Below are 16,634 nucleotides of genomic sequence, written 5' to 3'. Positions count from 1 at the left end.
CGCTCCGGACCCGGCCGGGCACCGCCGGGGCCGCGCTACCGCCTCGGCGGCCGGCGGAAGGTGGCGCGCGCCCAGAGGTAGCCGACCCCGGTGAGGGCGACGCACCAGGCCAGGGCCACGAGCGCGCTCGCACCGATGGCGGTACCCATCAGCAGACCCCTCAGGGTCTCGATGACCGGGGTGAACGGCTGGTACTCGGCGAACCACCGCAGGGCCGCGGGCATCGACTCCGGCGGGACGATGGCGCTGCCCACGAAAGGCAGGAACTGGAGCGGCATCGGCAGGTTGCTCGCGCTCTCGGGCGTCTTGGCGACCAGACCGATCCCGGCCGCCAACCAGGTCAGGGCGAGGATGACGAAGACCAGCAGTCCGCCCGCGGCCAGCCACTCCACCGGGGTGGCGTCGGGCCGGAAGCCCATCGCGAAGGCGGCGGCGAGGACGAGCAGCAGGCCCAGCACGGTCTGGATCAGGCTGCCGACCACGTGCCCGGTCAGGAACGCCGCCCGCGAGATCGCCATCGTCCGGAACCGGTTGACGATGCCCTCGGTCTTGTCGACACAGACGCCGACCGCCGTCACCAGCGCCCCGGACGTCGCCGCCATCAGCACGATGCCGGGCGTCACGTAGTCGATGTACTCGCCGCCGCCGATGCCGACGCCCAGCGCACCGCCGTAGGCGTAGTTGAAGAGCAGCAGCATCATCACCGGCATCAGCACGACCGCGAAGGTCAGCGACGGGTACCGCCGCGCGTGCTTGAGGTTGCGCCGCAGCATCGTCAGGGAGTCGCTGACGGCGTAGGAGGTCGTGCTCATCGGGCGCCCTCCGCGGTGAGGGTGAGGAAGACGTCGTCGAGGTCGGGGGTGTGGACGGTGAGCGACTCGGCGCGGACGGAGGCGCTGTCCAGGATGTCGAGGACGGCCTTCACCGTGACGACCGAGTTGTCACCGGGGATCGAGAGCGTGAGCGCCTCGGCGTCGGGGCTGGCGTAGTCGAACAGGGCCGCTGCCGCCCTGAGGTCGGACGGGGCCGCGAAGCGCAGGCGCAGGTGGCCGCCGGGGATGCGCCGCTTGAGCTCCTCGGCGGTGCCCTCGGCGACGATCCGACCGCCGTCGAGGAGGGCGATCCGACCGGCGAGCCGGTCGGCCTCCTCCAGGTACTGGGTGGTCAGGAGGACGGTGACCCCCTGCTCCTGGACCAGCCCCTCGATCAGCTCCCACATGGTCCGGCGACTGCGCGGGTCGAGCCCGGTGGTCGGCTCGTCGAGGAAGATGATCCGGGGGTCGCCGACCAGGGTCATGGCGAGGTCGAGCTTGCGGCGCATGCCGCCGGAGAAGGTGGCGACCGGCTTCCCGGCCACCTCCGTGAGGTCGAAGCGCCGCAACAGCCCGGCCGCCCGCCCCCGCCCCTCCCGACGGCGGAGGTGGTGCAGGTCGGCCATCAGCAGCAGGTTCTCCTCGGCCGTGAGCAGGTTGTCCACCGCCGAGAACTGGCCGGTGACACCGATCGCGGCGCGGACCCCGTCGGACTCCCGGACCAGGTCGTGGCCGGCCACCCGGACGGCCCCGGCGTCGGCCGGGACGAGGGTGGAGAGGATCTCCACCACGGTGGTCTTACCGGCGCCGTTCGGCCCGAGCAGGGCGAACACGGTGCCCTCCGGCACGGTCAGGTCGATGCCGTCGAGGACGGTCCTCCCTCCGTAGGCCTTGGTCAGGCCGACCGCGGCGATCGCGGGGGGCGGCGCGGACTCGGTGGACGTTAAGGGCATGGCGGTCACGCTCTCTCCGCATCAGGGACGGTGGCGGCGGGTCAGGGACGGTCGGATCGTGCGGTCGCCCACGGCGGTCCGGCGGGGCGACCCGGTCACGGACCGGTTCGACGGTCCGGACGACGCTGCGGGCCGACTCGACGCCGGCACCGGGCAGCACCGGGCAGCACCGGGCGACGGCGACGCGTGGACCGGTGACGGGCGGCGGGCGGCGGGTGATGGATGGCGGGTGACGGGTGACGGGTGACGGCGGGTGGACCGGTGGTGGGTGACGGACCGCCGGCGGCCCGCGGTTGGCGGCCGGCGGCTAGCGGACCCAGCCGGTGAAGGCCTGGCCGGTGTCGCGCCGGCTCTGCCCCTCGGGCCGGGCCGGCCGCCCCGGCTCCAGCGCGGCGGCGACGGCCCGCACCAGCCAGGCGTTGACCGAGAGGGCCTCCTGTCCGGCGGCCTCCTCCACCCGGGCCTTGAGGTGGGCCGGGAGCCGGAAGTTGATCCGGGCGGTGCCGGCGTCGTCTGCCGGATCCGGCGCCGCGGCGCCGGACGGACCCCCGGCCGCGACGGCCGGCGGCACGGGCGGAAGCGGCCCCTCCGGCCCGGGCCCGTGGAAGGGCTCCGCCGCCGACGGCGCCGTCACGACGAACTCCGGGTCCAGTCCGCGCAGCCGGACGTCCACCGAGCCCGGCGCCAGCTCCCGGGTGACCTCCCCCATGGCGGCGGAGAGGGCGTGGAGCAGGGTGAGCCGGGCGGCCGACTCCAGCGGCAGGGTCAGGCGCTCGGCCAGAGCCCGGGCTTCGTCCCCGCCCGCACCCGCGGCGGCGGCGAGCTCGCGCCGGAGGTCGTCGACGTACGGCGTGAGGTCCATGGCACGAGAATGGCACATCGATGGCGCCATGTCGAGGTGTTTTGGCGCCACTCCGTGGCACCATTCACCGTCCACCGGGGAGGGTGACGACGCGGAAGGCCCCGCCGGCGGGTCGCCGGCGGGGCCTCGGAGAGCGGGGGCGCGCGGGTCAGCCCCGGCGCCAGCCTGCGAGGTAGGAGTCGATCTCACCGGTCAGCCGGGCCTTGCCGGCCGGGTCCAGGAAGGAGGCCTCCACCGCGTTCCGCGCCAGCCCGGCGACCCCTCCCTCGTCCAGTCCGAGCAGCCGGGCCGCCACCGCGTACTCCGTGTTCAGGTCGGTGCCGAACATCGGCGGGTCGTCGCTGTTGACGGTGACCAGCAGGCCCGCGTCGACCATCCGCCTGATCGGGTGCTCCTCGATCCGCGCCACCGCCCGGGTGGCGATGTTGGAGGTCGGGCAGACCTCCAGCGCGATCCGGTGCTCGCCGAGGTGGTCGAGCAGCGCCTGGTCCCCGACCGCCTGGGTGCCGTGGCCGATCCGCTCGGCGCCGAGCTCCCGCAGCGCGTCCCACACCGTCTCCGGACCGGTGGTCTCCCCCGCGTGCGGGACGCTGCGCAGGCCGGCCGCGCGCGCCCGGTCGAAGTACGGCTTGAACTGCGGGCGCGGCACCCCGATCTCCGGGCCGCCGAGGCCGAAGCTGACCAGGCCCTCGGGGGCCAGGTCGACGGCGAGCCGGGCGGTCTCCTCGGCGGCGGCCAGACCGGCCTCGCCGGGGATGTCGAAGCACCAGCGGAGCACCACGCCGAGGTCCTTCTCGGCGCGCACCCGGGCGTCCTCGATGGCCTCCATGAAGGCGACGTCGGGGATGCCCCGGCTGACCGAGGAGTACGGGGTGACGGTCAGCTCGGCGTACCGGATGTTCTGCCGGGCCATGTCCTCGGCGACGCCGTAGGTCAGGGCGCGGACGTCCTCGGCGTCGCGGATCAGGTCCACGACGCTCAGGTAGACCTCGATGAAGTGCGCGAAGTCGGTGAAGGTGAAGTACTCGGCGAGGGCCTCGGGGTCGGTCGGCACCTTCGCCTGGCCGCGGTGGCGGGCGGCCAGCTCGGCGACCACGCGCGGCGAGGCCGACCCGACGTGGTGGACGTGCAGCTCCGCCTTGGGCATTCCGGCGATGAACGCTTCGATCGAGCGTCCTCCGCCCGTGTTGCTGGGGGTTCCGATCCGACTTCCGTCCGGCTGGACCACGGTGGTGCCCTTCTTCCTCTACGCGTGTATCAAGCGGTGCACGCAAGGATAGGCAGAGCACCGCGGCGGGTGCCCGGCAGGCTTCCCCCGCCGGGCCCGGCGGGGCGCGGCGGCCGGCCCGCCCGGGCGACGGCGAGCCGCCCCGCCACCCCGCGCGCCGTCGGACGCCGCGCCCGGCTCACCCGCCGAGGGCCACCGCGGCCGTGTGGATCACCAGGCCGGCCAGGGCGCCGACCACCGTGCCGTTGATCCGGATGAACTGGAGGTCCCGGCCGACGTTCGCCTCGATCTTGCGGGAGGCGTCGTCCGCGTCCCAGCCCGCCACCGTCTCGGAGATGATCGACGTGATCTCGGTCCGGTAGGTGTCGACCAGGTACTGGGCGGCGTCCTGGAGCCAGCCGTCCACCTTGGCCTGGAGCTTCGCGTCCGTCGCGAGGCGCGCACCGAAGGTCCGCACGCCCTCGCGGATGCGCCGGCGCAGCTCGCTCTCCTCGTCCTCGGCGGCGTTCATCACCAGCGAGCGGACGGCGGCCCAGGTGGAGGCGATCAGGTCCTGGACCTCGGGGCGGGCCAGCAGGTCGGCCTTGGCCCGCTCGACCCGGGCGATGGTCTCCGGGTCGGTCTGCAGCTCGGTGGCGAAGTCGGCGAGGAAGTTGTCGATCGCACCGCGCGCCGGATGCTCCTGGTCGTCCCGGATGTCGGTGACGAACCGCATCAGCTCCTTGTAGACCCGCTCGCCGACCTGATGGTCGATGAACTTCGGCGTCCAGCCGGGGGTCTTCTGGGTCACCCGGTCGACCACCTCGGCGTGGTTCTCGGCCAGCCAGTCGTGCGCCCGGACCGCGATCAGGTCGACCACCCCGTGGTGCCCGCCGTCCGCGACCACCTTGCCGAGCATCCGGCCGGCGGGCTCGGCGACCGAGGTGGCCGCCGCGCGTCTGGTCACCGCCTCGGCGACGACCGCCTGCACGTCGTCGTCGCGGAGCACCGCGAGCACGCCGCGCAGCGCCGCCGAGGCCTCCTTGGTGACCCGCTCGGCGCTGCCGGGGGCGGCCAGCCACTCCCCGAGCCTGCGGGCGATGCCGAGCGCCGCGAGCCGGCCGCGCACGACCTGGCCGGAGAGGAAGTTCTCTCCGACGAAGTCGCCGAGCGAGCGGCCGAACGCGTCCTTCTTGGTCGGGATGATCGCGGTGTGCGGGATCGGCAGGCCGAACGGCCGCCGGAACAGCGCGGTCACGGCGAACCAGTCGGCCAGCGCGCCGACCATGCCCGCCTCGGCGGCGGCCGCCACGTACCCGGCCCAGGCGCCGGCGCCGGCCGACTCCGCCCAGGTCGCCAGGGCGAAGACCAGGGTCGCGAAGGCCAGCAGGCCGGTCGCGATGGTCTTCATCCGGCGGACGCCGCGTGTCTTCTCTTCGTCGGCCGCGGTGAACCGGACCCCGGGGCCCGTCCCGCTCAAGGCTTCGTCGCTCACCCCGCCAGTCTGCCCGTTACCCGGCGCGAGCGGACGGCGTGCCCGGTAAACGTGCGCCGGGTCCGTGGTGCGACCCCCCTGCTCGGGAGCTCGTCACGCGCCCCCGAGGACGATCCGGCGCACTCCGCCCACGGCCCACCGGTCCGGATCGGTGCACCGCCGCCCGTCCAGCAGCACCCGGACGCCCGGCAGGTCGGCGGGCGCCAGCTCGCGGTACTCGGGGTGGTCGGCCTGGAGCACCGCCGCCACCACCGGTTCGCCCTCGTGGGGAGGCAGACCGAGCGCGGCCAGCTCCTCCGCCCGGTACAGCGGATCGGACACGTACGGGTGGGCGCCGGCCGCCCGCAACGCCTCGACCAGCGGGAACACCCCCGAGTACGCCGTCTCCTTGACGCCGCCCCGGTACGCCGCGCCGAGCACCAGCACCCCCTGTCCGGCCACCCCGCCGACGCCCGGCGCCGCGCCGCCGCCCGCCGCGCCGCCGCCCGCCTCGCCGCCCGTCCGCGCGCCCGCACCCCCACCCGCGGCCCCACCCGCGGCCAGCGCGCCGTCCAGCACGCCGACCGCGTACTCCGGCATCTCAAGATTGGCCGCCCGCGCCGCCCGGACCACCGTCGCCGAGGGGTCGTTCCACAGGTAGAGCCGCGGGTACACCGGGATGCAGTGCCCGCCGACCGCGACACCCGGCCGGTGCAGATGGCTGAACGGCTGGGAGTTGCAGGCGTCGGCGACGGCCGCGAAGTCCACCCCGACCCGGTCCGCGTACCGGGCGAACTGGTTGGCGAGCGCGATGTTGACGTCCCGGTAGGTCGTCTCGGCGAGCTTGGCGAACTCGGCGGCCTCGGCCGACTCCAGCTCCCAGACGCCGTTGGGCCGGGCCAGGTCGGGGCGCGGGTCGAAGTCCAGCACCGCCCGGTAGAACTCGGCGCCGCGCCGGGTGGCGGCCGGGTCGATCCCGCCGACCAGCTTGGGGTAGCGGCGCAGGTCCGCGAAGACCCGGCCGGTGCGAACCCGCTCGGGGCTGAACACCAGCGCGAAGTCCCGACCCGGGACCAGCCCCGATCCGGCGGCCAGGCGCGGCGCCCAGCGGCCCCGGGTCACGCCCACCGGCAGGGTGGTCTCGTAGCTGACCAGGGTGCCCCGGCGCAGCCCGGCGGCGACGGCGTCCGTGGCCGCGTCCAGCAGCGTGAAGTCCGGCTCACCCTCGGCGGTGGTGACCAGCGGGACCACCAGGACGACGGCCTCCGACCGGGCGACCGCGGCGGTGGTGTCGGTGGTGGCGGACAGCCGGCCCTCGGCCACCACCCGCTTGAGCGCCTCGTCCAGCCCCGCCTCGCGGGGGAACGGGGGCCTGCCCAGGTTCACGGCCTCGACGACCGGTGGGGCGACGTCGGCTCCGGTCACCCGGTGCCCCATGGCGGCGAACTGGACGGCGAGCGGCAGCCCGAGCTTGCCGAGGCCGACCACGCAGATGTCGAGCGGCACGCCGGCCGTCGGGCGGATGTCCAGCGGGCTCATCCCCGTCCCCCTTCCGGCCGGTCCGCGGCCGGGGCGGCCACCGACTCGGCGAACCGGCGCCAGGCCGGGTAGCGGCGAAGCCGGCGGCGCACCTGGACCGGTACGGCGCCGCGCCAGAGCTGCTGCACGAGCCGGAGCTGCGGCGCCTCGTCGGGCGCGGGCTCCTCCCCGAGCAGGAACAGGTCGTCCGGAAGTCCCGGACCGCCGTCCCGGAACGCCGGGTACCCGGCGTAGCGCTGCCGCCCGTCCGCCACCACCGGCGGATCGCCGTGCTCCGCCTCGTACGCGATCAGCTCGCGGACCGCGTCCACCCGGCCGGCGGCGGCGAGTTCGAGGCGCAGCCGGTCGGAGACGGTGATCCGGTGGTACACCTCGCGGGCGCCGAACTGCCGGACCAGTTCGCCCACGCCGCCGCAGATCTCGCCCTGCAGCCCCTCGTCGAGCCGCAGGAAGTCCTCCTGCAGCAGCTGCGGGACCTCCCAGCCGAAGTGCCGCGCCTTGATCGCGTCCAGCTGGCCGCCGGGGGCGGCGAGCTCGGCCGCCACCCACTGCACCGCCGCGACGCCGCGGATCCGGTCCAGCGCGCCGGCCCGCTGGGTGACGTTGCCCCGGTCCTCGCGCAGCACCAGGAAGTAGTAGTCGTAGTCGGCGAGGACGGAGATCCGGCGGGCCCGCAGGCACGCGGCGAGGGTGAAGGGCTGGTCGGAGTAGACCTTGAGCTCCTCCTTGCGGGCCAGGTTGTGGCGCCGGATCAGGTCCAGCCGGAAGAGCTTGGTGTCGGCGAGCGCCCAGGCCAGCGCGGAGTCCTCGAAGCCGACCGAGGGGGAGGTCCCGCCGAAGATGCCCTGCGGCACCAGCCGCCCGTTGACCCCGATCTGCTTGGGGATCAGCACGTCCGACTCCCAGTCGTCCGCGGCGGCCACCATCCGCTCCAGCGCCTCGCCGCCGAGCCAGTCGTCGGCGCCGAGGAAGAGCACGTACCGGCCGCGGGCCAGCGCCAGACCGCGGTTGGTCGGGGCCGCCGGGCCGCCGGAGTTGGCCTGGTGGACGACCTGGAACAGCCCGGGGTGGCGGGCCGCGTAGTCGTCGAGCACGGCGCCTCCGCCGTCCGTCGAACCGTCGTCGACCGCGACCACCTCCATGCGCACGTGCCCGATGGTCTGCCGGACCAACGAGTCCAGGCAGGCGATCAGGTACGGCATGGTGTTGTAGACCGCGATCACCACGGTCACGTCGGGTACGGTCATCGGGCGCTGCCCCTCCGGTGCGCTAATCGCCGAGCATGCGCCGGGCGGACCACGGTCCGCCCGGCGATGCAAGGTCAACTCGGCTGTGCTGCAAGGAGTCACGACCGCCACCCGGACAGGTGACGGGAGAGGATCGCGCGCACGGGTGGCGAACGTACGGTCGAACGCCCGCCCCCGGTGACCGCCCGGCGAACCGGCCCGCGAACCGGCCCGTGGGGAGGCCCACGGGCCGGTCCCGTCACGGTCAGCCGATCGCGACCTCCGCGTACATCCGGGCGATCACGTCCTCGATGGCCGGCTCGCGCACCGACAGGTCGACCAGCGGGTACCGCTCGGCCACGGCGGCGACGATCGGGGCCGCGCTCTGCTGCGCCGGGAAGGCCAGCCACTGGCGCGGGCCCTCGACCCGCACCACCCGGGCCCCCGCCACCTCGATCGGCGGACGGGCCTCGGCGAGGTCGACCACCAGGGTCCGCTCGCTCTCGCCGGCCGCGTGCAGCCCGTCCAGCCCGCCGTCGTACACCACCCGGCCGTGGTCGATGACCATGACCCGGTCGCAGAGCTGCTCGATGTCGGTGAGGTCGTGGGTGGTGAGCAGCACGGTGGTGCCCCGGTCGCGGTTGACCTCGCGGAGGAACTCGCGGACCTTGCCCTTGCTGACCACGTCCAGGCCGATGGTGGGCTCGTCGAGGTAGAGCACCTGCGGGTCGTGCAGCAGGGCGGCGGCGAGGTCGCCGCGCATCCGCTGGCCGAGCGAGAGCTGCCGGACGGGGGTGTCGAGCAGCGCCCCGAGGTCGAGCAGTTCGACGCAGCGTTCCAGGTTGGCCCGATATCGGTGCTCGGGGATGCGGTAGATCCGGCGGGCGAGTTCGTAGGAGTCGCGCAGCGGGAGGTCCCACCAGAGGGTGGTGCGCTGTCCGAAGACGACGCCGATCCGGCGGGCCAGGGCGACCCGCTCGCGGGCCGGGTCGACGCCGGCGACGCGCAGCCGCCCGGCGGTGGGGACGAGGATGCCGGTGAGCATCTTGATGGTGGTGGACTTGCCGGCGCCGTTGGGGCCGATGTAGCCGACGCACTCGCCGGCCCGGACGGTGAAGCTCAGCCCGTCGACGGCGCGCACCTCGCGCTTCTCCCGCCGGAGCCGGCCGACCTTGGCGCGGACGGTGAAGGTGCGGCGGACGTCGTCGAGTTCGATCAGTGCCATGGGATGTCCTCAGAACGGGGGTGGGGTTCGGCTGCCGGGCCCGGCGCGTTCGGCGCGTTCGGCCGACGGGATCGACTGCCCGGTCCGGCGGCCTGGTTCAGCTGCCGGCGCCGCGGTAGGCGCGCAGGCCCGCCCGCCAGGCGAGCCCGGCGGCGGCCAGGCCGAGCGCGGCGGCCAGCGGGGAGGCGAACTGGAAGGCGGTCGGCAGGCCGAGCGGATCGGGCTTGTCGAGGATCCGCAACGCGGGCAGCCAGTTGACGAACGCCAGCGGCACGCCGAAGACGACACCGGCGACGAGCTCCTTGGCGAAGATCGTCGGCGGGTAGTGCAGCAGGGTGGCGCCGCCGTAGGTGAAGGAGTTCTGCAGCTCCTTGGCCTCGCCCCACCAGAACTGGAGGCTGGCGAAGCCGATGAAGACGGCCGCGAAGATGAGGGTGCCGCAGATCAGCAGGACGGGCACCAGCAGGATCCGGTCCCAGGTCCAGTGGACGTCCAGCGCGGCCACCGCCCAGCCGAGCACCGCCACCGCCTGGAGCGGCCGGCCGAGCCGGCGCAGCGAGAACCGCTCGGCGCAGAGCTGGGCCAGCGCGGGCGCGGGCCGGACGAGCATGGTGTCCAGCGTGCCGGCCCGGATCCGCTCGCCGAGCGCGTCGATGGAGCCGACGAACAGGTTGGCCAGGCCGAGGGCGAGCGTGGAGGTGCCGTAGAGGAAGCCGAGTTCGGCCAGGGTCCAGCCGCCGAGCGTGTCGGTGTGCCGGAACATCAGGATCACCACGGCGAAGTCGAGGAAGGTGACCACGACGTTGGCGCCGAGCATCAGGACGAAGGACGCCCGGTAGGACATGATCGCCTTGGTCCACATGGCGGCGGTGAGCCACCAGGAGCGCAGCGCCCACGCCGTACGGGCGGCCGGGGTGTCGCGGGTGACGTCGCCGAAATCGGCACCCCGGGTCACTGCCTCCCGGATCACGGTGTCCGTGGCCGCGGCGCCCGGGAGGGACGTGGTCGGCTCAGCCACCCTGGACCACCACCTTGCGCGTCGCGAGCAGCTGGAACAGCCGGCCGGCCGCGAGCAGCACCAGCGCCCAGGCCAGCTGGAAGCCGAACGCGCCGAGCAGGCCGGTACCGGTCGACCGTTCCAGGAAGACGTCGGTCGGCACCTGCACCAGCGCGGCCCAGGGCAGCACGGGGGCGACCTCGCCGAGCACTCCGGGGAAGAGCCCGATCGGCAGCAGCATCCCGGAGAAGAACATCGCCACCACCAGCATCACCGCGCGCACCCCTTCGGAGTCGTGCAGCCAGAAGCCGGTGAGCGAGACGAGGAACCTCAGCCCGAAGCTGACCACCACCGCGAGCAGGACCGAGATCAGGAAGAACACCCAGGTCAGCGGGGCCTCGGGCATCCGGGTGTGGAAGACCAGGGCGCCGGCCAGCAGCGGCGGGACGCCGCGGGCGAGCAGGTGGAAGGCGGCCCGGCCGAGGTCCGTGGCCAGCCACCAGCCCTGGAAGTCCACCGGACGGTACAGGTCGACGGCGATGTCGCCGCTGCGGAACCGCTCCTGGACGTCGTCCTGGAAGCCGCCGCCCCAGACGGCGACCGTGACCAGCAGCGCCTGGCTGACCCAGATGTAGGTGACGGCGGCGCTCTGGTCGTAGCCGCCGAGGCCGGGCCGGGCCTGCCAGAGGGCGAGGAAGGTGTAGGCGAGGATGAAGCCGAAGACGGTGTTGGTGAAGGCGCCGGCCAGCGTGGCGGCGCGGTAGGTGGAGAAGCGGCGGAACGCGCCGCGGGCGATCGCCGCGTAGAGGCGCGCCGCGCCACCCGCGGGGGTGCCGTCGGGATCGGGCGGGTGGGTGGCGCGGGGCGCCACGGGAACAGCCTTCTGCATATTGTCTCCTTGTCGACAAATCAGAGCGCAGGGCGGTGCCGAACCGCACCGGCGCACGCCGAACCCGCCCCGACCACCGTCCCCCGGGGGTACCGGGCCGGGCGGCGGAGCTCGACCGGAACCGCACCGGGCCGGAACGCGGAACACGTACGCCGGAACCAGGTGCGCCATATGGCTTGCACCTTTCACCGTACCGCCGCGAACTACCCGCCGCACCCGGTTTTTCCGGCACCCGACCGACGCCCGGTCAGCACCTGATCGACGATCAAATAGCACATAATCTCGGCATGACCCTGAGCACCCGCCGCCAGGCCAGACGGGCCGCCCGCCGCGAGGCCCGCCGCGCCCTGCCGTTCTGGCGGCGGCTCCTGCCCACCTGGCGGGTCATCCTCGGCGCCCTCACCGCCGTCCTGCTGCTCGCCGTCGGCGCCTTCGCCGCGCTCTACGTCATCGTCCCCGTGCCCGACCCCAACGCCCACGCCGTCGCCCAGAGCAACATCTACCTCTACGCCGACGGCGTCACCGAGATCGCCCGCACCGGAGCCGTCAACCGCACCGACGTGACGATCGAACAGATCCCCGTCGACACCCGGCACGCCGTCGTCTCCGCCGAGGACCGCACCTTCTACCAGAACCGGGGCATCGACCTGAAGGGCATGGTCCGGGCCGGCTGGAACACCCTCACCGGCAAGGGCATGCAGGGCGGCTCCACCATCACCCAGCAGTACGTCAAGAACTACTACCTCACCCAGACCCAGACCATCGAACGCAAGGGCCGCGAACTCTTCATCGCCCTCAAGGTCGACCAGCAGCGCGACAAGGACGAGATCCTCACCGGCTACCTCAACACCAGCTACTTCGGCCGCGGCGCCTACGGCATCCAGAGCGCCGCCCGCGCCTACTACGGCGTCGACGTCTCCCAGCTCACCCTCCCCCAGAGCGCCTACCTCGCCGCCCTGCTCCAGGCACCCAGCGCCTACGACGTCAAGACCGCCACCCCCGCCAACCGCGAGAGGGCCGTCGCCCGCTGGCACTACACCCTCGACGGCATGGTCCAGCTCGGCTTCCTCACCGCCGTCGACCGCGCCGCCGTCGCCTTCCCCGACCCGGTCGACCCCCAGCCCACCAGCGGACTCCGCGGCCAGGCCGGCTACCTCGTCGGCGTCGCCGACAACTACCTGATCTCCCACCGCATCATCGACACCCCCACCCTCAAGGCCGGCGGCTGGCGCATCACCACCACCTTCGACCAGGAGAAGCAGGACGCCTTCGCGCGGGCCGTCCAGGAACAGCTCACCGACGAGCTCGACCCCACCGCCCGACCCGACACCGACACCGACGTCCGGGTCGCCGGCGCCTCCGTCGAACCCGGGACCGGCCGCGTCGTCGCCGCCTACGGCGGGCCCGACTACGCCAAACAGCCCTACAACGACGCGCTGCGCCAGGACAACCAGATCGGCTCCACCTTCAAGCCCATCGACCTCGCCGCCGGCCTCACCTCCGGCCGCAGCAGCGACGACGGGCTCCCCATCACCACCGAGACCCACTACGACGGCACCAGCGAACGCCCCGTCACCGACGGCCCCACCCCGTACGCGCCGCCCAACGAGGACGACATCGACTACGGCTCCATCAGCCTGCGCCAGGCCATGGTCAAGTCCGTCAACTCGGTGTACGCGCAGGAAGGCGTCGACGCCGGACTCGCCCACGTCCGGGACACCGCCCTGCGACTCGGCATCCCCGACGACGTCCCCGGCCTGGACCCCGCCAACACCTCGATGACCCTCGGCACCGCCACCCCCAGCGCCCTCGACCTGGCCGGCGTCTACGCCGCCCTCGCCAACCACGGCGAGGCGTACACCCCCTGGTCGGTGAGCGCCCTCGAACGCGTCAACGCCGGCTCCGGCTCCGTCGACGTCCCCAGGATGCCGGAGCACGCACCCACCACGGCGGTCGACCGGGGCACCGCCGACGCCGTCACCGACGTCCTGCGCGACGTCGTCAGCCCGCGCGGCACCGGCGCCGCCGCCCTCGACCTCGGCCGGCCCGCCGCCGGCAAGACCGGCACCACCGACTCCAACCTGTCCGCCTGGTTCGCCGGGTACACCCCCGAACTCGCCACCACCGTCGGCCTCTTCCGGGAGAACCCGAAGACCCACGCCAAGGAACCCCTGGCCGGCACCGCCGGCTACACCCGGATCAACGGCGGCGCCTTCCCCACCGAGATCTGGACCGCCTACATGAGCGAGGTCCTGGACGGCACCGTCGTCCAGTCCTTCGACCTCCGGCCCAGCGGCGGCAACACCAGGCCCACCGGCAGCCCGACCCCCACCTTCACCGCCACCGCCTCGGCCTCGCCGTCGCCCTCCGCCGACACCGCGCCCGGCCGGACCGGTGGGACCGGTGGGACCGGTGGGACCGGTGGGACCGGTGGGGCCGACACCACGGGCGGAAGCGGCGGCACCGGCGGCGCGGGCGGCACCGGCCCCGGACAGTCCGTGCCCACCCCTCCCAAGCGGCCCACCGCCACCACCCGGCCGACGGAGGAACCCGGGCAGCCCACCACCGAACCCGCCCAGCCGACCATGATCACCCCGACCACCCGGGAACCCGAGCCGTCACAGTCCTCGCCGACCGCCCGGCCCACCACGGACCGGCCCACCGAGCAGCCCAAACCGACCACACCGCCCACCCAGGGGCCGGCCACGACCGCGCCGCCCGCGACCGGACGTCCCCCCACCACGACCGGCCGGCCCCAGCCCGACACCCCGCCGCCCGCCGACCGGCCACCCGCCTGACGGGCCGCTCCTCCGGCCGACTCCCCTCCGGCGGGAACCGGCCCCGAACAGCACGGCGGGCCGCCACGCCCACGGCGTGACGGCCCGCCCGGAGCCCCGCGTCCGGAGCCCCGCGCCGCGGACCCCGTGTCAGGGGCTCCGCGTCAGAAGTTCGCAGGTCAGGGGTTCACAGGTACAGCCCGGTCGATCCCTCGGTGTCGCCGAAACGCATCGCGGCCACCGCGTGCAGGTCCCGCTCGCGCAGCAGCACGTAGGTCGCGCCGCGCACCTCGACCTCCAGCTTGTCCTCCGGGTCGTACAGCACCCGGTCCCCCGGCTCCACCGAGCGGACGCTCTGCCCCACGGCGACGGCCTCCGCCCACGCGCAGCGCTTGGACAGCTCCGCGGTGGCCGGGATGAGGATGCCGCCGGTCGAGCGCCGCTCGCCCTCGCCGATCTCGGTCTTCACCAGCACCCGGTCGTGCAGCATCTTGATCGGCAGCTTCTCGCCCAGCCGGTCGTGACGCGGCACGTCGCTCACGGCGGAACGGGACAGCTGGGTCGGTTCGTCGTTCGTACTCACGATCCCGAAGGTACCGCTCCCGGGCGCGCCGTGTGAGGTCGGCCCGGCAGCCGGCAGCCCGACAGGCGGGAGGCCGGGCACAACCGTGCCCGGCCCACGTCGATCGGCCTCCCGGCCCCGCTCAGCCCTTGCGGCGCTTGCGGGCCGAGGCGACCAGCAGCACCAGGCCGACGCCGACCAGCGCGGCCGGGACGATCCGCTCCTTGCGCGGCCGGCCCTTCTCGTCCACGAACTGCGCCCGGGCCTGCTCGACCAGCCCGCTGGCCGCCACGTACGCCCGGCCGGCCTTCTCCTCGACCGTGGCCACGGCCTTCGCCTTCACCTGGGCGGAGATGGTGGTCGGGTGGACCCGCATGGCGAGCTCGTCCAGGGTCTCCGCCAGCTGGGTGCGGGTCCGGGAGATGTCCGCCTCGATCTGAGCGGTCGTCCGCACCGACTTGTCCGTACTGCTCGCCTCGCCCACTCGGGCCACCCCATTCACTGATGTTGTCCTGCTCCTACGACTGACCCAGTGTGTCAGCTGACGGGCGGCCCCGCGCGGCCCCACCCACCAACGGGGGTAAGTTGGCCGTGGTACGACCGCCCGTCCAGCACCAGGAGAAACCCCGTGAGTGAGCGTCTCCAGCCCGGCGACACCGCGCCCGCCTTCACCCTGTCCGACGCCGACGGCAACGAGGTGTCCCTCGCCGGCCACCTCGGCCGCAAGGTGATCGTCTACTTCTACCCCGCCGCGCTCACCCCCGGCTGCACCAAGCAGGCGTGCGACTTCACGGACAACCTGGAGGTCTTCGCCGGCGCGGGGTACGACGTCATCGGCATCTCGCCGGACAAGCCGGAGAAGCTCGGCAAGTTCCGCGAAGCCGAGGACCTCAAGGTCACCCTGCTCTCCGACCCGGAGAAGAAGGTCCTGGAGGCGTACGGCGCGTTCGGCGAGAAGAAGCTGTACGGCAAGACCGTGACCGGCGTGATCCGCTCCACCGTGATCGTCGACGAGCACGGCAAGGTCGAGCACGCCCTGTACAACGTCAAGGCGACCGGCCACGTGGCCAAGCTGCTGCGCGACCTCAAGGTCGAGACCGCCTGAGACCGCGCACCGGGACGCGGCGGGGCCCGCTTCGTCACCGCCTCGTCCCGGTGCTGTCCCCACTCCGCGAAGGCCCTGTCGGGCGGTCCGCGGCGGGCCCTAGCGTGCTGCTCACCGGGCCCGCCGCCCGGGTCCCGCCACGCCCCTGGAGTGAGCCGTGCAGAGCGCCAGATCCGGTTCCGTCACCCGCCTCGCCGTCGTCGGCGCGGTCGCCGCCGTCCTCGCACTGAGCGCCTGCGGACCGGAGAACGACAACAGTGCCGTGCCGCCGCCGCCCACCAGGCCGACCACCGAGCCCGTGAGCACCCCGTCTGCCGGGCAGCCCGCCGCCCCGACCGCGTCGACCACCGCTCGGCCCACCGCGCCGCCGACCGCCACCGCGCCGTCCCCGGCCTCCGCCAAGCCGACCGCTCCGACCGCGCCGACCGGCAAGCGCCAGGTCGTCGAGGCCCGGACGGCCGGCGGACTGGCCAGGACCACCGGCCCGGACGCCGTCTCCGACGTCCCCGTCGACCCGGGCGAGATGCGCGACGGCATGCACCTGGTGGTCGCGAACTACGACCGCGCCGGACAGACCTCCGGCCGCCGGATCCTGCTGGTCGCCGTCGACAACGTCCCCGAGGACCCGGCCAAGCGCCGCGAGCACCTCTGGCGCGGTCTGATCGACTACGCCCAGCAGCACGGCTCCACCGGCGACCCGACCTCCGGCGTCCCGTACGCGGCCGGCCCGCTCGGCGGCTCGCTGGAGTGCCTGCAGCTTCCGGCGGCACCCACCACCGACGTCCTCTGCGGCTGGTCCGACGCCTCCACGGCGGGCGTGGCCCTGTTCCCGAAGAGCACCCCCGCCGAGGCCGCGGCCCTCTTCGCCGGGATGCGCGGCGACATCGAGAAGTAGCGCCCCGGGGCCGGGCCCCGGGGCGCCCCCGGGCACGACGCAGCGGTGGGGGGGGCCCCCCCCACCCCCTGCCGCCCCCCACCCCCCGCTCCCACAACCACAACCCCTGGA

15 protein-coding genes are annotated in these 16,634 nt (G+C 74.0%); 3 read left to right on the top strand and 12 right to left on the bottom strand.

Annotated elements, in window-relative coordinates; genetic code table 11:
- Window positions 1–35: 35 nt before the first annotated feature.
- From ACFWOG_RS15110 to ACFWOG_RS15065, 10 genes are all read right to left on the bottom strand, one after another.
- Entirely contained in the window at window positions 36–812 is a 777-nt protein-coding gene (locus ACFWOG_RS15110) for an ABC transporter permease (protein ID WP_329952468.1), read from the bottom strand.
- On the bottom strand, window positions 809–1,765 hold the full coding sequence (locus ACFWOG_RS15105; protein ID WP_329883755.1) for an ATP-binding cassette domain-containing protein: 957 nt from the start codon (window positions 1,763–1,765) through the stop codon (window positions 809–811). Before ACFWOG_RS15105 ends, ACFWOG_RS15110 begins: the two co-directional genes overlap by 4 nt.
- A gap of 307 nt (window positions 1,766–2,072) precedes the next feature.
- Entirely contained in the window at window positions 2,073–2,627 is a 555-nt protein-coding gene (locus tag ACFWOG_RS15100; RefSeq protein WP_380358487.1) for a hypothetical protein, read from the bottom strand.
- A gap of 148 nt (window positions 2,628–2,775) precedes the next feature.
- Entirely contained in the window at window positions 2,776–3,795 is a 1,020-nt protein-coding gene (locus tag ACFWOG_RS15095; RefSeq protein WP_329883754.1) for an adenosine deaminase, read from the bottom strand.
- A gap of 238 nt (window positions 3,796–4,033) precedes the next feature.
- A complete protein-coding gene (locus ACFWOG_RS15090) occupies window positions 4,034–5,329 on the bottom strand; it encodes a DUF445 domain-containing protein (RefSeq protein ID WP_329952470.1) in 1,296 nt (431 codons plus the stop codon).
- A gap of 93 nt (window positions 5,330–5,422) precedes the next feature.
- Window positions 5,423–6,847, bottom strand: coding sequence for a nucleotide sugar dehydrogenase (locus tag ACFWOG_RS15085; RefSeq protein WP_380358485.1), 1,425 nt, complete (start codon window positions 6,845–6,847; stop codon window positions 5,423–5,425).
- Entirely contained in the window at window positions 6,844–8,094 is a 1,251-nt protein-coding gene (locus ACFWOG_RS15080; RefSeq protein WP_329952472.1) for a glycosyltransferase, read from the bottom strand. Before ACFWOG_RS15080 ends, ACFWOG_RS15085 begins: the two co-directional genes overlap by 4 nt.
- 244 nt (window positions 8,095–8,338) lie before the next feature.
- Window positions 8,339–9,298: an ATP-binding cassette domain-containing protein gene (locus ACFWOG_RS15075; protein WP_329883647.1), complete on the bottom strand. Its 960-nt coding sequence runs from the start codon at window positions 9,296–9,298 to the stop codon at window positions 8,339–8,341.
- Between the two features lie 97 nt (window positions 9,299–9,395).
- A complete protein-coding gene (locus tag ACFWOG_RS15070) occupies window positions 9,396–10,160 on the bottom strand; it encodes an ABC transporter permease (protein WP_380358534.1) in 765 nt (254 codons plus the stop codon).
- A 148-nt stretch (window positions 10,161–10,308) separates the two neighbouring features.
- Window positions 10,309–11,184: an ABC-2 family transporter protein gene (locus ACFWOG_RS15065; RefSeq protein ID WP_329883645.1), complete on the bottom strand. Its 876-nt coding sequence runs from the start codon at window positions 11,182–11,184 to the stop codon at window positions 10,309–10,311.
- A 287-nt stretch (window positions 11,185–11,471) separates the two neighbouring features.
- On the opposite strand from ACFWOG_RS15065, the gene ACFWOG_RS15060 reads away from it, so the two are divergent.
- Window positions 11,472–13,982: a transglycosylase domain-containing protein gene (locus tag ACFWOG_RS15060; protein ID WP_380358481.1), complete on the top strand. Its 2,511-nt coding sequence runs from the start codon at window positions 11,472–11,474 to the stop codon at window positions 13,980–13,982.
- Between the two features lie 166 nt (window positions 13,983–14,148).
- On the opposite strand, the gene ACFWOG_RS15055 is transcribed toward ACFWOG_RS15060, so the two are convergent.
- Window positions 14,149–14,451 carry a co-chaperone GroES gene (locus tag ACFWOG_RS15055; RefSeq protein ID WP_329883752.1) on the bottom strand — a complete coding sequence of 101 codons (303 nt, stop codon included), beginning with the start codon at window positions 14,449–14,451 and terminating at the stop codon, window positions 14,149–14,151.
- A 214-nt stretch (window positions 14,452–14,665) separates the two neighbouring features.
- Window positions 14,666–14,977 (bottom strand): DUF3618 domain-containing protein, encoded by a 312-nt coding sequence (locus ACFWOG_RS15050; RefSeq protein WP_329883643.1) that lies wholly within the window; start codon window positions 14,975–14,977, stop codon window positions 14,666–14,668.
- 174 nt (window positions 14,978–15,151) lie between these two features.
- On the opposite strand from ACFWOG_RS15050, the gene bcp reads away from it, so the two are divergent.
- Both bcp and ACFWOG_RS15040 read left to right on the top strand, forming a co-directional pair.
- Window positions 15,152–15,628 (top strand): thioredoxin-dependent thiol peroxidase, encoded by a 477-nt coding sequence (gene bcp, locus ACFWOG_RS15045; RefSeq protein WP_329883641.1) that lies wholly within the window; start codon window positions 15,152–15,154, stop codon window positions 15,626–15,628.
- 157 nt (window positions 15,629–15,785) lie between these two features.
- The gene (locus tag ACFWOG_RS15040) at window positions 15,786–16,523 is read left to right on the top strand and encodes a hypothetical protein (protein WP_380358476.1); all 738 of its coding nucleotides are present in this window, start codon (window positions 15,786–15,788) and stop codon (window positions 16,521–16,523) included.
- Window positions 16,524–16,634: the final 111 nt, after the last annotated feature.

The organism is Kitasatospora sp. NPDC058406 (assembly GCF_042722765.1).
In the GTDB taxonomy this organism is placed as follows: Bacteria; Actinomycetota; Actinomycetes; order Streptomycetales; family Streptomycetaceae; genus Kitasatospora.
Note: the sequence above shows the minus strand (reverse complement) of the source record. Positions and strands in the feature narration are given on the sequence as shown.

Excerpts from the sequence above, each read along its gene's own strand:
- ACFWOG_RS15110 (WP_329952468.1), bottom strand. The coding sequence starts at position 812 with ATGAGCACGACCTCCTACGCCGTCAGCGACTCCCTGACGATGCTGCGG.
- ACFWOG_RS15105 (WP_329883755.1), bottom strand. The coding sequence starts at position 1,765 with ATGCCCTTAACGTCCACCGAGTCCGCGCCGCCCCCCGCGATCGCCGCG.
- ACFWOG_RS15100 (WP_380358487.1), bottom strand. The coding sequence starts at position 2,627 with ATGGACCTCACGCCGTACGTCGACGACCTCCGGCGCGAGCTCGCCGCC.
- ACFWOG_RS15085 (WP_380358485.1), bottom strand. The coding sequence starts at position 6,847 with ATGAGCCCGCTGGACATCCGCCCGACGGCCGGCGTGCCGCTCGACATC.
- ACFWOG_RS15080 (WP_329952472.1), bottom strand. The coding sequence starts at position 8,094 with ATGACCGTACCCGACGTGACCGTGGTGATCGCGGTCTACAACACCATG.
- ACFWOG_RS15075 (WP_329883647.1), bottom strand. The coding sequence starts at position 9,298 with ATGGCACTGATCGAACTCGACGACGTCCGCCGCACCTTCACCGTCCGC.
- ACFWOG_RS15070 (WP_380358534.1), bottom strand. The coding sequence starts at position 10,160 with ATGTGGACCAAGGCGATCATGTCCTACCGGGCGTCCTTCGTCCTGATG.
- ACFWOG_RS15065 (WP_329883645.1), bottom strand. The coding sequence starts at position 11,184 with ATGCAGAAGGCTGTTCCCGTGGCGCCCCGCGCCACCCACCCGCCCGAT.
- ACFWOG_RS15060 (WP_380358481.1), top strand. The coding sequence starts at position 11,472 with ATGACCCTGAGCACCCGCCGCCAGGCCAGACGGGCCGCCCGCCGCGAG.
- ACFWOG_RS15055 (WP_329883752.1), bottom strand. The coding sequence starts at position 14,451 with ATGCTGCACGACCGGGTGCTGGTGAAGACCGAGATCGGCGAGGGCGAG.